This window comes from Kitasatospora sp. NPDC036934 (assembly GCF_055608425.1).
Genome location: NZ_JBVJQR010000001.1, coordinates 131,405 through 145,595 on the forward strand (window position 1 = coordinate 131,405; position 14,191 = coordinate 145,595).

The 14,191-nt window shown below is 70.3% G+C and carries 18 protein-coding genes and 2 pseudogenes; 13 read left to right on the forward strand and 7 right to left on the reverse strand.

What is annotated here, in order from left to right:
• Nucleotides 1–452: 452 nt before the first annotated feature.
• Both ACZ7BZ_RS00575 and ACZ7BZ_RS00580 read right to left on the reverse strand, forming a co-directional pair.
• Entirely contained in the window at nucleotides 453–590 is a 138-nt protein-coding gene (locus ACZ7BZ_RS00575; protein WP_470356409.1) for a hypothetical protein, read from the reverse strand.
• A gap of 61 nt (nucleotides 591–651) precedes the next feature.
• Nucleotides 652–1,428 (reverse strand): alpha/beta fold hydrolase, encoded by a 777-nt coding sequence (locus ACZ7BZ_RS00580; protein ID WP_470356410.1) that lies wholly within the window; start codon nucleotides 1,426–1,428, stop codon nucleotides 652–654.
• Between the two features lie 113 nt (nucleotides 1,429–1,541).
• Here ACZ7BZ_RS00580 and ACZ7BZ_RS00585 point away from each other — a divergent pair, with 113 nt between their 5' ends.
• From ACZ7BZ_RS00585 to ACZ7BZ_RS00610, 6 genes are all read left to right on the forward strand, one after another.
• Nucleotides 1,542–2,369, forward strand: a complete 828-nt coding sequence (locus ACZ7BZ_RS00585; protein WP_470356411.1) for a helix-turn-helix domain-containing protein — start codon at nucleotides 1,542–1,544, stop codon at nucleotides 2,367–2,369.
• A gap of 71 nt (nucleotides 2,370–2,440) precedes the next feature.
• A complete protein-coding gene (locus ACZ7BZ_RS00590; protein WP_470356412.1) occupies nucleotides 2,441–2,686 on the forward strand; it encodes a hypothetical protein in 246 nt (81 codons plus the stop codon).
• 150 nt (nucleotides 2,687–2,836) lie between these two features.
• Nucleotides 2,837–3,226 carry a MarR family winged helix-turn-helix transcriptional regulator gene (locus tag ACZ7BZ_RS00595; RefSeq protein ID WP_470356413.1) on the forward strand — a complete coding sequence of 130 codons (390 nt, stop codon included), beginning with the start codon at nucleotides 2,837–2,839 and terminating at the stop codon, nucleotides 3,224–3,226.
• Nucleotides 3,227–3,337: 111 nt separating this feature from the next.
• On the forward strand, nucleotides 3,338–3,508 hold the full coding sequence (locus ACZ7BZ_RS00600; protein WP_470356414.1) for a hypothetical protein: 171 nt from the start codon (nucleotides 3,338–3,340) through the stop codon (nucleotides 3,506–3,508).
• 253 nt (nucleotides 3,509–3,761) lie between these two features.
• Entirely contained in the window at nucleotides 3,762–4,127 is a 366-nt protein-coding gene (locus ACZ7BZ_RS00605) for a cyclic-phosphate processing receiver domain-containing protein (protein ID WP_470356415.1), read from the forward strand.
• A 44-nt stretch (nucleotides 4,128–4,171) separates the two neighbouring features.
• Nucleotides 4,172–4,633 carry a hypothetical protein gene (locus tag ACZ7BZ_RS00610; protein WP_470356416.1) on the forward strand — a complete coding sequence of 154 codons (462 nt, stop codon included), beginning with the start codon at nucleotides 4,172–4,174 and terminating at the stop codon, nucleotides 4,631–4,633.
• Between the two features lie 30 nt (nucleotides 4,634–4,663).
• Here the strand turns inward: ACZ7BZ_RS00610 and ACZ7BZ_RS00615 are convergent.
• Both ACZ7BZ_RS00615 and ACZ7BZ_RS00620 read right to left on the reverse strand, forming a co-directional pair.
• Nucleotides 4,664–5,102 (reverse strand): annotated as a pseudogene (locus ACZ7BZ_RS00615) (ISL3 family transposase); the annotation flags it as partial.
• Nucleotides 5,069–6,028, reverse strand: a complete 960-nt coding sequence (locus tag ACZ7BZ_RS00620; RefSeq protein ID WP_470356417.1) for a GlxA family transcriptional regulator — start codon at nucleotides 6,026–6,028, stop codon at nucleotides 5,069–5,071. The pseudogene ACZ7BZ_RS00615 and the gene ACZ7BZ_RS00620, both read right to left, overlap by 34 nt.
• A gap of 134 nt (nucleotides 6,029–6,162) precedes the next feature.
• On the opposite strand from ACZ7BZ_RS00620, the gene ACZ7BZ_RS00625 reads away from it, so the two are divergent.
• From ACZ7BZ_RS00625 to ACZ7BZ_RS00640, 4 genes and pseudogenes are all read left to right on the forward strand, one after another.
• Entirely contained in the window at nucleotides 6,163–7,119 is a 957-nt protein-coding gene (locus ACZ7BZ_RS00625) for a proline dehydrogenase family protein (protein ID WP_470356418.1), read from the forward strand.
• A gap of 385 nt (nucleotides 7,120–7,504) precedes the next feature.
• Nucleotides 7,505–8,161, forward strand: coding sequence for a DUF6461 domain-containing protein (locus ACZ7BZ_RS00630; RefSeq protein WP_470356419.1), 657 nt, complete (start codon nucleotides 7,505–7,507; stop codon nucleotides 8,159–8,161).
• Nucleotides 8,162–8,183: 22 nt separating this feature from the next.
• Nucleotides 8,184–8,339: pseudogene (locus ACZ7BZ_RS00635) on the forward strand (transposase); the annotation flags it as partial.
• 137 nt (nucleotides 8,340–8,476) lie between these two features.
• Nucleotides 8,477–8,974, forward strand: a complete 498-nt coding sequence (locus tag ACZ7BZ_RS00640) for an RICIN domain-containing protein (protein WP_470356420.1) — start codon at nucleotides 8,477–8,479, stop codon at nucleotides 8,972–8,974.
• A 3-nt stretch (nucleotides 8,975–8,977) separates the two neighbouring features.
• On the opposite strand, the gene ACZ7BZ_RS00645 is transcribed toward ACZ7BZ_RS00640, so the two are convergent.
• Nucleotides 8,978–9,133, reverse strand: coding sequence for a hypothetical protein (locus ACZ7BZ_RS00645; RefSeq protein WP_470356421.1), 156 nt, complete (start codon nucleotides 9,131–9,133; stop codon nucleotides 8,978–8,980).
• A gap of 548 nt (nucleotides 9,134–9,681) precedes the next feature.
• On the opposite strand from ACZ7BZ_RS00645, the gene ACZ7BZ_RS00650 reads away from it, so the two are divergent.
• The gene (locus ACZ7BZ_RS00650; RefSeq protein ID WP_470356422.1) at nucleotides 9,682–10,179 is read left to right on the forward strand and encodes a hypothetical protein; all 498 of its coding nucleotides are present in this window, start codon (nucleotides 9,682–9,684) and stop codon (nucleotides 10,177–10,179) included.
• 76 nt (nucleotides 10,180–10,255) lie between these two features.
• On the forward strand, nucleotides 10,256–10,705 hold the full coding sequence (locus ACZ7BZ_RS00655; RefSeq protein WP_470356423.1) for a hypothetical protein: 450 nt from the start codon (nucleotides 10,256–10,258) through the stop codon (nucleotides 10,703–10,705).
• A gap of 68 nt (nucleotides 10,706–10,773) precedes the next feature.
• Here ACZ7BZ_RS00655 and ACZ7BZ_RS00660 read toward each other — a convergent pair whose 3' ends face one another.
• Nucleotides 10,774–11,658, reverse strand: a complete 885-nt coding sequence (locus ACZ7BZ_RS00660; protein WP_470356424.1) for an LLM class flavin-dependent oxidoreductase — start codon at nucleotides 11,656–11,658, stop codon at nucleotides 10,774–10,776.
• 850 nt (nucleotides 11,659–12,508) lie between these two features.
• The gene (locus ACZ7BZ_RS00665) at nucleotides 12,509–13,660 is read right to left on the reverse strand and encodes a DNA gyrase subunit B (RefSeq protein WP_470356425.1); all 1,152 of its coding nucleotides are present in this window, start codon (nucleotides 13,658–13,660) and stop codon (nucleotides 12,509–12,511) included.
• Between the two features lie 300 nt (nucleotides 13,661–13,960).
• Between ACZ7BZ_RS00665 and ACZ7BZ_RS00670 the strand changes: the two genes are divergently transcribed.
• Nucleotides 13,961–14,152 (forward strand): hypothetical protein, encoded by a 192-nt coding sequence (locus ACZ7BZ_RS00670; protein ID WP_470356426.1) that lies wholly within the window; start codon nucleotides 13,961–13,963, stop codon nucleotides 14,150–14,152.
• Nucleotides 14,153–14,191: the final 39 nt, after the last annotated feature.

The window sequence follows — 14,191 nt, forward strand, 5'->3', positions numbered from 1 at the left end:
GGAAGGGCTCAAGGCCCGTCATCCGATTAGTCGTTCGTGACCCCAGTTGTCCGCGGGGTCCTCGGTCTGTGCAGGAGCTCGGTGGCGTCCCGGTGAAGTGAGAGGTGTTCCCCGCGGAGGGCTCGGACCACGAGCACCAACGGTTCGATCATGTGATCGGTCACGGTCGTGAGAGCGTCGGACGCCAGGGCCCGCCGGTCTCTTGCTGGAGGTCACGCCTCATGCACATCGCAGGAGTGGCCCTGGCGCCGGGTGCCCTCACGACCGTGCTCTTCGGTGGCGGTCGGCCGGCACCCGGGGCCAGGTCTTGTCCGAGTGCTCCAGGCCCAGGGGTGCCGCATGGCTCACCGGATGCTGGCTGATCACCACCGAAGTGAAGCCAGCGGCCGCGGTCTTCGTCGAGGTCTCGCCGGACCAGGAGTATGGAAGCGATCCGCTGGCTTCGCGCCCCATTAGGCCGTGTGGGAGGCGTCGATGTCCCCGGTGTGCGCGTGCCTCCGGTCGGCCATGTCCCGCTGCGGCTGCGGCGGGATGGAGTCGTCGTCGTTGGAGACGAGGTACCAGGTCGGCTTCCGGTCCCATCCCCGCACGGTGGCGGCTGCGTGATGTGCGACTTCTTTGCTGCGGAACCGTTTCGGGGCGGGTCGCCGGTCAGGAGGCCGGTGCGAACACGGTGATCGCGTCGGCGAGTTCGTCGGGGGCTTCGAGCGGGATGAGGTGCCCGCTGTTCGCGATCACCGCGAACTGCGCTCCGGAGAGGTAGGGAAGGAGGTTGCGGCGCAGCACGTCGGCGGGTTCGACGCGGTCGTACTCGCCGGCGACGACGAGGACGGGGACGCTGATCATGCGGGCGTGTTCGGTGATGTCCTCGGCGATCCCGTGCAGCGGCCATTCCGTGCGCGCCGCCTCGGCGCCGGCCCGGGAGTCCGCGCCGATCTGAGTCTTGACTCGCGCCGGCAGGTCGGTGGCGGTCAGGACGGTGTCCCTCGCGCTGGCGACGGACTCCTCGGTGTCGTAGGCGTGGGAGAGGAACTCGCGGTACTCGGCGGTGATCTCCGCGGCCGGCCTGGCCGGTCCGGACCCGACGAGGACCACCCCCCGCAGACGGGCGGGTCGCGTCGCGGCGACGAGTTGCGCCACCTTGCCGCCCATGGAGTGCCCGACCAGGACGTAGTCGTCGATTCCGGCGTCGGCGAGGACGGCGACGGTGTCATCGGCGAGTTGGCGGAGCGTGTAGGGCCCGGGGAGCGTGTTCGAACGGCTCCACCCGCGGAAGTCGACCGCGAGCGTGTCGCGGCCGGGAAGACGGTCCACGACCAGGTCCCAGGTGCGGGCGGACCCGCCCCAGTAGTGGAGGAAGACCAGGGTCGGGCCCGTGCCCCTGTGATGGTCGTACGCGGGCAGGGAAAGGTGCTGCGTGCTGGTCATGAGGGGGTCCTTCGGTCTCGTCTCGCGGCTGGTTCTGCCTTGGTTCCATTGGACCGCCGAGCGCGGAACGGGACATCGGCACGACTGGACGGCCGATGGTGAAAACTGGACTCGTGGCAACGATCCGGCACATGAGCTATCAGCCCGTCGACCGCGGGGCCTCGTCAGTGGAGGTGATGACGTTCCAACGGCTCCGGGACATCAACGACCGCGGCACGCAGCGAGCCGACTTCCACGTCCTCGCTCTCGTCGACGAAGGGGACGGCGAGGTCACGGTCGACTTCGTCTCCCACCGGCTCTCGGCGCGGACCGCGGTGTGGATCCCGCCGGGCGCAGTGCACCGCTGGGACGACATCACCCGCGTCGCGGGACACCTGGTGCTCTTCGTCCCGACCGCGCCGGTGACGCACCGCACTCGTGAGCTGGTCGCCTCTCCCGATCTCGTCGCCCGGTGGCCGGTGCCGGCCGAGGCCTGGCCGTTCGCCGACGCGGCGCGCAGGCACCTTGTCCTAGAGGCGGCCGCCCTGGCCGGGGACCCGTCGACGGAGCTGCCCGCGATCCTGCTGTCCGCGCTGATCACCCGCGTCGAGCCCCCGCATCGCGAGGCGCGCTCGGCGAACCCGACGTTCCAACTGTTCCGATCGAGCGTCGAGGAGCATTTCCGGACCCACCACGACGCCGGTTACTACGCGGCCGCGCTCGGGTTCGCCCCGCGCACCCTGACCCGGGCAGTGCAGCAGGTCACCGGGCTCACCGCGAAGGCGTACATCGTGGAACGGATCGTGCTCGAGGCGAAGCGCCTGCTGGCCCACGAACGCGTCACCGCGGCGCGGTGTGCGGGCGAACTCGGGTTCCCGGACCCGTCGAACTTCTCGCTCTTCTTCCTGAACGCGACGGGCCTGCGGCCGGGCGCCTGGCAGACGGCGACGGTCCTCGACTGACCCGTCGGAGCTCACCTCCCGCTCGGCTACCTGCTGGCCGGCGCAACGGGTTCGGCGGCGGTCCCGACGACGTGTTCGACGATGGTCTCGACGAGCCCGGTCTCCAGTCGCAGCACGTATCCCGACACGGACGCGAGGACCTCGCCGGTCATCAGCGGGTCGGCGAGGAGCTTCTCGACGTCGCGCCGAACCGTCGCGGCCGGATCCAGACCAGCACCAGCGGCAGCCGCTCCGGCATCGATTCCGGCATCGCCAACCGGGCGAGGTCGACGTTCGCCGCGAAAACCTGGTTGCGCTTCAAGAACTCGTCGAAGTGAGACACGGTTCCTCCATGTGGTGTACCTGCGACGTCTAACTCGTCGGCTGCACTACACGAGGAGGTGCGTATGCAACACCATGGGTCGGAAGAAGCGAAGCGGCAAGCCCTGTGGATGGCGGACCGGTGTCTCGGCAGGCGCATCGCGAGGTTGCACCGGCTCGTCTCGCGGCGCTTCGAGGCGGAGTTGCGGGAGTCGGGACTCACCCTGCCGCAGGTCGAAGTGCTCTCCGAGATGGCCGCCTGCGGCGAGCCCGTCCGCCCGTCGGAGATCGCCGGCTGGCTCGGCATCGAACGCTCCACGATCAGCCGGAACCTTGACCTGCTCGCCCAACTCGGATACGTCCGTGCCGCAGAGACCTCGGCGAGCGGGCGAACGACCCGTGTCGTCGTGACCGACGCCGGCCTCCAGGCGCTGGCGGACGCCCAGCCCGCCTGGGAACGGGCGCAGGCATGGATCAGCGGCGCGGTCGACGAGGACGCCGTCGACGCACTCGACCGCTGGCTCACCGCCCTCGAACTCGCCCCGCGGCCCCGCTGACCACGAACGCCCGACCCGGAGGCGGCGGCGACCACGTCGCCCGCCCACCGAGGACGGCGCCGCGTTCGGGCCGTCCGGCGGAGCCCGTAGCTGCAGCGGCACGTCGGCGCGATGCGCACCAAGGAGGAACTGGCCTTCACCGCCGAGGGCCTGGAGGCGGTCAGCCTGCACATCGGCGTGTTCTACGGCGCCGGCGCCACCGAAGCCGCCCTGCCGCCAGAGCGCGTCGCAGCCGGGAAGCGCGCGGGAGATCCACACGAGCCTGCGGGGTGGGGCCGGTGATGCCCTGATTCCCTGCCAGCGGCTGGTGGGAGCCCGGGATTGCCGCCGGGCCGTTCGAGCGCCAGGGGTGTGATGCCCCGTGGGGCCCGCCCGGTCCGTTGAGGTCTCCCGATAGAGCGGAGCGCGGCCACGTGAAGCACAGCCTGGCCAGCTGTCGGCGTACTTCCACCTCCACGAGTACGCGGACACCGCGTGCACCGCGGAGCCTCAATACTCCGTGGTTATCCCGCCCGCCTACTGTGACAATCACCCAGTGAAAGAAGCCCCCGCCTCGCCGATGCCCGTCGTCCTCGGCATAGACGACCTCCGCCCCCTTCCCCGGGCCACGCGGATCGCCCGCACCAGCCGTGAAGGTATCCAGCTTCTGGAAGAGCACCGCAACAGCTTCATCGACGAGCTGTGGCTCGACCACGATCTCGGCGGCGACGACACCATCATGCCGGTGGTGGCCCTCATGGAAGAAGCCGCCTTCAACGGACAGCCCTTTCAGATCGGAGCTGTCTTCGTCCACAGCGCCAACCCCATCGGTGCCGAAGCCGTCGTCAGGTCACTCGCCCGCTGGAACTACCGTGTCCGGCGGGCAACGGCCCAGGAGTCGTCTTCAAAGCTGATCAAGTGATGAGAGATCATGGGGTGCTGATTCACTGAGCGAAGGAAGCCGACGTGCCCAACAGACCACGGCTGCAGGAAGCCCTCGACGTCCTGCGGGCTGAGCTGGCGACCGGGCAATCGGAGATGACCGGGTGGACCACTCGGGGTGCATGGCTCGCCTTCGTACGTTTCGGGCGGAGGCGCTTTGACACAGCGCCCACGCCCGACTCCGACGGCTTGCTCTTTCAATACGGCACGTATGCCTTCAGCGGGCGACCGATGTTCACCGTGGACCTCACACGGCAGTTCGACGTTACCGACGATGACGGTGAGCACGACCACTACGTGCAGGTTCACTGCGAACTTCGCTACGAGCCCGAACCGGACCTGGATGCCTTGGGAAGCTTCGACTCCTGGTTCTTCCACGCCGCCGATGCCGACCTTGATGAGTGGTTCGCTGCCATGGAGGGGCGTCTCGCGCTGCTGCGTGATCGCAGACCCTCCGAGATCGAGCTGTACGAGGAGCCGGTGTAGCTGCTCCTGCGGTTCGAGGGTGCGGCCTCGTCATGCGAGCAGGACACGCTTGCGCAGGAGGTCGAAGCCGGCGCGGCCGAACATCTGGCGCTTGAGCATCTTGATCCGGTTGATGTGGCCTTCGACGACGCCGGAGTTCCACGGGAGGGTAAGGCCTGCGATGACGGCGTCACGGTCGCGGTCGATGCCTGCGGCAAGGGGGTGGAGGCTGGGCAGGTCGTCCTGCCAGGCGGCGTTGAGCCAACTCCGGCAGGCGCTCGCCGCGGCGTTCGGTGAGCATGGCCGCGAAGGAACGGACGTGTCGGGTAAGAGCGTCCAGTTCGGGGCACTTGGCCAGGACGGTTTTGAGCTGCAGGTGCTCGGCCTCAGCCAGGGATTCGGGTCGGCGGAGGATCCAGCCGGCCACGGTCCGGTGGAGCTGTGGACTTGGGCGGGTCATCCGCTGGTGGGCGGGGCTCCGAAGGTACGCCGGTAGGCCTGCGGCGTCGTGCCGAGACGCCGGGCGAAGTGGTGGCGGAGGGTGTCGATGCTGCCGAAGCCCGCGCGGTGGGCGACGACGGTGACCGGCTCGTCCGTGGTCTCCAGGTGATGCTGGGCAAGCAGGACGCGCTGTCCGGTGAGCCATTGCAGCGGGGTGGTCCCGGTCTCCTGCCGGAAGCGCCGGGCGAAGGTCCGCGGGGAGAGGTGGGCTTGGCGGGCCATGGCCTCGACGGTCAGGTCCTGGTCGAGGTTGGCTTCGATCCAGGCCAGGACGGGGGCAAGGGAACCGGTCCCGTGCCGAGGGAGGGGGCGTTCGCGGTACTGGCGCTGGCCGCCGTCGCGGTGCGGGGGCGCGACCATGCGGCGGGCGATCGCGTTGGCGACGGCGCTGCCGTGTTCCTTGCGGATGAGGTGGAGGCAGGTGTCGACGCCTGCGGCGGTGCCGGCGCCGGTGATGACCGGGTCCTCGTCGATGTAGAGCACGTCCGACTCGACCCGGGCGCGCGGGTGGCGGCGGGCGAGTTCGTCGGTGTAGCGCCAGTGGGTGGTGCAGCGCCGCCCGTCCAGCAGCCCGGCCTCGCCGAGCAGGAAGGCCCCGGTGCAGATGCTCAGGACGCGGGCGCCGTGCTCGACGGCGGCCCGTAGTTCCTCCGCCAGGTTGTCCGGCTGCCGCACGTACGGGTCGTAGGCCGGGACGCAGATGAGGTCCGCCGAGGCCAGCCGCTCCAGGCCGTGCCGGGTCCGCACCTCGAAGCCGTGCCGCATCGGCACGCTGTCGCCGGTTCCTGAGACAAGGGCGAAGTCGTAGACGGGGAGGGCATCGTCGCTGCGGTCGATGCCGAAGACCTCGCAGAACACACCCAGCTCGAAGGCGTGGGCGCCTTGAAGGGCCAGGACGGCGACATCGCGAAGCACCGGCTCCCGATCTCCTCTCACGACGGTGGCAGGAACTTCAGCCTATCCGTCGTTTCTGCCACTCCCAGCGGGTGCTCCGTCCTGGAAGGCTCGAAGGCGTTCCCTCTCAACCGCGCGAACAGCCAGGAACCCGGATGACCACGCACACTCCCGCCACCAACGCCGCCCTCTCGTCACAGACGGCCCAGATCCTGCGCGCACTCGCGCTCGACGAGGAGCTGAAGTGGCGCATCCCCGGCGACCCCGTCCTGGGCCCCCTGGCCCGCAAGGTCGCCCGGCGGTACGTCGCCGGCGAAACCCTCCCCGACGCCCTGGACCGCGCGCAGCAGATCCTGGCCGCCGGCCACCGCGTGAATGTCGAGTACATGGGCGAGAGCTGCCGCGACCCGCAGCGGGCCACCGAAGAGACAAACACATTCCTCGCCGCCGCCCGGCTGCTGCCGCCCGAGTGCTCGATCTCCCTCGACCTGTCCCACATCGGCCTCGCCGTCGACGCGGAGCTCGCGCTGGCCAACGCCGCCCGCATCGCCCAGGCCACCGCCGCCACCGGGCGGGAGATGATGATCTCGGCCGAAGGCTCCGACCGTACCGACGCGGTCCTGGCCCTGCACCGCACGCTGTGCGAGCGGTTCGACCACGTGGGCATCACCGTCCAGGCGCGCCTGCACCGCACCGCGGACGACCTACCGGAACTGCTCACCCGCCCCGGTCGCATCCGCCTGGTCAAGGGCGCCTTCCTCGAACCCGAGACCATCGCCCACCACCGGGAAGCACCGGCCCTGACCACCGCCTACCTGAAGTACGCGCAACAGCTGGCCGACTCGGGTCACCTGTGCTCCTTCGCCACCCACGATTGGGAACTGATCGACCGTATCGACCACTACGTCGGCAGGAAGAAGCAGGGCTCCGCCCCCTGGGAGTTCGAAACCCTCCTCGGCCTCGGGCCCGACCGCCTCGACGCAATGGCCGAGCGTGGCCACCCCACCCGCGAGTACATCGTCTTCGGCACGGAATGGTGGCTCTACATCTGCAACCGACTCGCCGAAGACCCCCAACGCCTGCTCCAAGCCCTCGTCGACGCGGCCGCATGAACCCGATCCGGACGGACGCCACCGTGCCCCGGCACGCTGCCGTGCGCACCGCCGGCCAGCCCCCCCCGACGACAAGGGCCATCCCACCCCGGGACGACAACACCCGGGTGTCGTTGTCGCTGCTGTCGAAACTCGTGAACGTTTCGAACCAGCTACCAGTGGCGTCTGCTGTCCAAACCGGTGAAAAACCCTGTCCCTTGTTGTGAACAGAATCAACGTGCCGTGCTTCTCCTCGGCGAGGTGTGGGCACTTCGCGCCGAGCTGACGCCGGGTGGCATCGCGGCACCGGGCCTGTCTCTTTGTCGGGCCGGGTGGGCGACCGGGTCGGAGCAGGCCGGCGGCCCGGGGCGGAGGTGTGTCGGTGTGGTGCGGCAGGATCACCTGTATGACGGACGGAATCGCCTGGCTCGCGGAGCCGCAGAGCATCGCCTTCGGCGGCTACAGCGTGACGCTGGCCCGAGGGCTCGAGGTCGAGGCGCTGGCGGCGCGGATCGCGGCGTCGGCCCAGTGGTCGGAGCGGACGGTGGAGCCGGTCGGGGAGCTCACCGGGGACGGGCTGGTCGAGGCGTTGGAGGAGGAGTTCGGGGACGCCTGGGACGGGATCGGGCTGCGGCTGGGGGTGAGCGGCGGGTGGACCTTCGCGGTGGCGTACGGGGGCTGGTTCGGTGAGTTCGAGAATGATCCGGCGATCTCCGCGGGCGGGGCCGAGGTCTTCCTGGTGGAGTACGAGGAGGAGAACGGCAAGCCGGTGCCGCCGACCTTCCACTACCACCGGGACGGCCGGACGGTGTGCTCGTTCAATCTGCACCTGGACGACTCCTGGGGCAACGGCAAGGTCGTCGGAGACCCCGAAGTCGCGGGTAAGGTCGAAGAGTTGCTGAGTGCGGAAGGTCTGCCGGACGAGGAGCGAGCGGGCCGCGATGTGCACCGGACCGTCCTGGGGGTGCTGGAGCGGCACTTCGGTCTGACACTCCCCCGGGACATGGTGCTGAAGGCCCCGCTGCCGGCCGTCCTGCTCGCCGACCAGAGCATGAATCTTTGATGGGTTGAGCTGTTGATCGGATGTGTCTGTCCGGTTGGTGATCAGTGATGCCGTGTGGGACCGGATCGAGCCGTTGATGCCGGCCGATCCGGTCCGCGGGCGGCGGTGGGCGAACCACCGCCGCACTCTGGAGGCGATCGCGTGGAAGTACCGCACGTGCTCGCCCTGGCGGGACCTGCGACTTCATGACTGATCGTCAGGTGTCTGCAGCAAGGTTGCCGGCGGCCGAGACGTACACATACGATTTGATCGTTTTCGCGTGATCCGCGCGAACAAGGACAAGGGGGCCCTGTGGGCAAGTACATTCCGAAGGCCATGGCGCTGGCTGCAGCCGTGGCGTCCACGGTCGTGATGACGGCCGGTCCGAGTGCCGCTGACTCGGGCATCAGCCTGTCCCAGGGTACTCAGTGTCTGGAGATCGAGAACTCCAGCAAGAGCAACGGCGCCCGCGCGCAGAGCTGGGGCTGCGTCGGGCAGGCGGGCGCCAGGTGGCTCCGGATCTTCGAGCCTAGCTCGGGCGGCGTCGGAAGCGACTGGTACTGGCTCGTGAACAGCAACAGTGGCAAGTGCCTGGAGATCGCCGACTCCCGTACGGAAAACGGCGCCCCCGCCCAGCAGTGGGACTGCGTCAACGCGAATACCCAGAAGTGGCGCACTCTGGACTTCCCCGACGGCAGCGGCTACTACATCCAGAACAAGAACAGCGGCAAGGTCCTGGAGATCGAGAACTCCAGCCGGCAGAACGGCGCCCGCGTCCAGCAGTGGAGCGCGGCCGGGGCCACCGGTCAGGACTGGACCATGATCCTGTACTAGGAATCAGCGCTCATAGCGCCTGCGGCTCTCGATAGTGCCGCCCATGTCCGCGCCGATCTGGCCGTTGGCGAAGGCGGAGAAGAGGCGCTCGTGGGTGCCGACGTTGGTGCGGTAGCGCTCGCGCAGGAGGTCGACCATCGCCGGGATGCTGTCGTTCATCGCGTCATCGTGGCGCGTCGCCGGCCGGGGCACATCCCCTTCGACACCACCGGTCCATTGGAGGGGCAGATCCCTCCGGATGACATGTTCGCGGCCGGAAAATCCCAGGTCAGGGCACTGTTCACCACGGCGTCCGAGGCCTGGCATTCCCAGCACGGCGGCCCCGCCACAGCGGCGCCGGGTCGCCGGCCAGCGCAGCCGTGCCGTGACCCAGGTACGGCTGGCCTCCCACCGGCCGGGTCCTGCGGAACATCCCCTTGTTCCCCGGGACCTGGCCGGGCTGCGTCTCGCGCGCCCAGGCTCCGGTGGGGGCGGGGGTGTCCCAACCCTGTCCTACCCTCGTCTCCGGGTGTCCGTTTCGGACGTTTTGCTGGGGCGGATCTGGGCCTCTCCTGGGACGGTCCACCCCTGTTTCGCCTGGTGGGGGCGGTTCGCGAGGGAGCTGGGACACGGCTGGGGCGGCCTCATGGCTGCCGGCCGGAGGGCCCCGGCTGCCGTCGGATCAAAACGGGTCGCTCCGGGCTGGAGTGGGTGGTTACGCTCGCGCGATGGAGCTGGATGAGGCACTGGAACCGTTGCGCCGGGTGCTGCTGGAGCGACGCACCATCGGTTGTCCGGAGTCGGTCGTTGCGGCGGTGGAGGCTGCCTGGGCGGCGTTGGCCGGCGGGGTGGACACCCCGAGTCTGTGGGAGCTCGGCGTGCTGTCCGACAGGGAGGTCCTGGAGGCGCGCCGTCTGCTGGCCGAGGTGGAGCAGGAACTCTGGCCGGTGCTGCGGCTGCCCGCCACCGTTGAGTGCCGCGACCGGGAGCTGGCCCGGTACTGCCTGCGGGACCTGCTGGATGGCCGCCTTGATCCGCTGGCGGCGGCCGAGCGGATCGGCTTCGAGCTGTGCCCCGCCGACGACTCCGGCTCGCCGCTGCTTCCAGTCCGTGGATGGCTGTACCGCGCGGAGGACCAGCAGGAGCACAGCGGCGGGCTGACGGAGGAGCTGGTGGCCGAACTGCACGACCTGGCCTCCCAACTACTGGCCGGCCCGCTGTCCTGACGGCCCGGCCCCGAGAGTGCGCTCCGCCCGGGCGCCGGGAGGTCCCCACGTCCTGCGGACCCTGCGGAGCCTCGACGTGGTGCCCGTGCCCCGGGTCACGGCGCTGCTGTGGGACGACTCCGCCGCGGTGGTCCAGGAGGCCGCTGCGACCCTCCTCCCCAGCGCCACCCACCTGCCCGCCGACCCGCTCTGGGACATGCTCACCGCCCCGCAGCGGCCGGCTGTCCGGCGAGCGGGCTACCGGCTGTTGAGCCGGCGCGACCGCTTCACCGCGCTGCGCGCAGCCGTCCTCGCGAGCGGCGACACCCACCCCCGGCTCGCCGCCCCGGGCCGGACCGACGCCACCACACGGATCCGCGAACTGACCCCGCACCCCTGGCTCACCCGCGCGGTCCCGGCCCTCGGCGCCGGCCTCGCACAGGCCGCCGAACTGCTCACCCTGGCGGAGGAACACTGCACCGTCCTCACCGAGGGCACGGTCCAACTGCTGTGTGACGTAATTAGCCGGGTGCCTGGCAGCCGGTAGCCGAGGCGGGCGGCACGCTCCTGGCCCACCCGGGTGCCTGAGCTGCTGCTGCCGGTTCCGCCACCCTCTCAATCCAATTGCGCCAGGCCCTCGGTGGCGATCCGCTCGAACACGGTAGGGTCGGCTGCGAAAGGCGAGTCCAGGACGGGCCAGTGCACGACCAGTTCGGTGATCCCCAACTCCCGGTACGTGCCAGCCCATTGGGCGAACGCGGCGAGTGACGCGAGCGGGCGTTCGCGGGTGAAGCCCTGGAGGAGCAGCTTGTCGAGCGAGCTCGGGTCCCGGCCCTCGGCCTCGCAGGCTGCGGTCAGCGCCGCCGCCTGCGCTGCCACGACACCCGGGGCCCGCTCCGCCGGAACGTCCGGGTCGGCTGGGTCCCCACAAGTGACCCAGCCCTGGCCGTACCGTGCCGCGGTCCTCAGTCCGCGCGGGCCGGTCGCGGCCACGCAGAACGGCACGCGCGGACGCTGGACGCAGCCGGGGATGTTGCGGGCCTCGACGGCCGTGTAGTGGCGGCCGGCCCGCGTCGTCGCGTCCTGGCGCAGAAGGTCGTCCAGCAGGGGTACGAACTCGGCGAAGCGGTCGGCCCGTTGTCTCGGCGTCCAGTCCCCGCCGCCGAGGACCTGGGCGTCGAAGCCCGTGCCCCCGGCGCCGATTCCGACCGTCAGCCGTCCGCCCGAGATGTCGTCGAGCGTCATCAACTCCTTTGCTAGGGTGATGGGGTGGCGGAAGTTGGGGCTGGTGACGAGGGTCCCGAGGCGGATGCGTTCGGTGGCGGTGGCGGCGGCCGTGAGCGTCGGGACGGCACCGAACCAGGTCTTGTCGCGGAACGACTGCCAGGACAGGTGGTCGTAGGTGTAGGCGGCATGGAAGCCGAGTTCCTCGGCCCGCCGCCAGAGCTTCTGTCCCTCGCTCCACCGGTGGACGGGGAGGATCACGGTGCTGAGGCGCATGCGCCGACTGTAGCGAGGCCCGGCCGGGGCCGGGCATCGATCCGGGTACGTCGGCGACGCCCCGGCCGGAGGCGGGGAGCGTCCTGCGTCCCGGCTGCCTCCTGACCGCACTGCAGGCAACCGCACTCGACGTCCATTCGAACAATGTGGGGGGCTGCGACCAGCGCTGTCCTCTCTTCCGATACCTGAGGCGGCGCCTGGTGGACCGTCACGCGGTACGACGACGACGGGGACGGCCGGCGGGAGCAGACGACGCGGTGCCGGTCGTCGCCACCACGCTGGAGCTGCTGGCCGAGCACGGCCCCCTTGGCCCGGTCTGGTGGCGCTACGGCCGTGAAGGCCGGCACTCCCTGCTGGACGCGTTGGACAGCCCGGACACCCGCGAGGCGTACGACGAGCGCCAGAAGGCCCGGGAGAAGAAGACCCGCCAGGTGCACCGCGAGCTGATGCGCACCCCCGCCCGCGCCGACTGCGGCCAGGTCCCGAAGGAGGAGAGCAGCTGGGAGTACGGACCCGAGGGACAGATGGAGTGGACCCGCTGCCCGGGCGGCCGCTGCTGGCCCTGCCACGACAAGCACCAGCAGCGGCAGGAAGAGGGGCGACAGGCCAGGGCCCCAACCCAGCTGGAGGCGGCCCGCGCGGCCAACGCCGCGCTGCGCGCGTGCTGGACGGGCTGGGGCTCCACCGACGGGGAGAAGGACTCGCTGCTGGAGCTGACCAAGAAGGCCGGCCCCCACCGGTTGGAGTGCCCGGGGTGTGTGCGGGCCCGCACCACGAAGGACTTGGGTCCGCTGGTGCTGCCCGCCCCCGACCAAGCGCGAGCTGGTGTCCGTTCGGCGCGCCTCGGGTGTCAGTGGCGGGTGGTCGTCGAGATCCGGGTGAGGACGGCCGTCGCCTGCGCCGGGTGGGTGCGGAGCCAGGCGGTCAGGTGTTCTCGGACGGCCTCGGCGACGCAGGCGCGGACGGGTCCGTTGCCCAGTCGGTCGCGGATGGCCCCCTCGAACTCGGGGTGATCGAGCTTCACCGACACGACTGCCATCAGGCCCGTGCCGAGCCGGGCGGGGGTGAAGTCGGGGTCGGACGGGGTGAGCAGTTGCTGCTCGCGGGCGTAGGCGTTGACCGCGGCCGCCAGGCCGTCACGAAAGCCGAGCTCGTGCGTGCCGCCGCCGGTGGTCGGCCGGCTGTTGGCGTAGCTTGAGACCCGCTCCTCGGCGGAGTCGCACCAGCGCAGGGCCACCTCGACGGTGCCCTCCATTGTGGGGTACTCGCGCTCGAAGCCGATCACGTCCGGGTGGAGGGGGGTGTTCTGCTCAGCGATGTGGTCCCTCGCTCCGCCCGGGAAGTGGAAGCGGACGGCCCGGGGCATCGCGGGGTCGCGCTCATCGGCCAGGGTGATGTCCAACTCACGGTTCAGGAAGGCCAGTTCCCTGAAGCGATCGGCCAGTGTGTCGAACGAGAACGCCAGCGTCTCGAAGATCTCGGCATCGGGCCGGAAGGTGATCGCGGTCCCGCTGCTGTCGGCCGGTCCGGTGCAGGCCGGCGGCGCGACGGCTACGCCTCGCTCGTACTCCAGCACCCAGCGGGCGCCGTCGCGCCGTACCTCGGCCGTCAGACGGCCCGACAGTGCGTTGACGACGGCCAGTCCCACACCGACGAAGCTATCGGACAACGAGCGCCGGCTGACAGGCTGCGCCCCGCAGCAGAGCACGGCCAGCCGGCTCTCCAGCGCAGGGCCGTCACCGTGGCCGGCAAGTTCGACGGGCACGCCCGTGCCGTCGTCGGCGACGCGGATACCGCCGTCGGCGGTGAGGGTGATCTCGACACGGCTGGCGGTGCCGCCGAGGATCTCGCCCAGCGCCCGCTCGGCGGCCTCGAACACCAGGTGGTGAAGGCCGCGTTCACCGACCGATCCGATGTACATCCCCGGCCGCTTCCGAACGGCTTCCAGGCCCTCCAGAACCACGATCGTGCTGGCGTCGTACGCCGTGGATTCCTCGCTCATGATGCCCCCTCCGAGGGTGTCCGACAGAGCTTCCCCAGCCTAGGGCATTTCTGAGAAAACACCAGGTCAGGGCCGGTTTGGTGAGGCCGTGGACGGGCTCCTGAGGGGCAATCGGGAGCGCCCGGCCGGGAGAGGTGCGCACTGCCACCGCAATCCCGCCGCGGCCCTTTGGGGACCGTCTGCGGCACTGTTTCGGGTGGCTGCTGGGCCACGAATTCCAAGAATCCGGATGTCAGCGAGACGATCGCTGCGTTCGTGCGCGGCGGCAGCGCACCGGGGGCCGCGGACGGGGTGGGCACCGTGGCCGATTGGGCGACCGAGGTCGGGTTCCTGCTGCCGGGCGGCAAGCGCAAGGTGCGCCCGGACGGGGTGTGGCAGGCCCCTCAGAACGGGGTACCGGTCCTGATGGTCGAGGTCGACCGCTCCACCATGACGCCGGCCGACGGCGCCGCGAAGATCCCCCGCTACCGCGAGCTGTCCGCATCAAGGTGAAAAGCACCGACCCGGCGCTGGCCGACGAGGAGCCGGCCG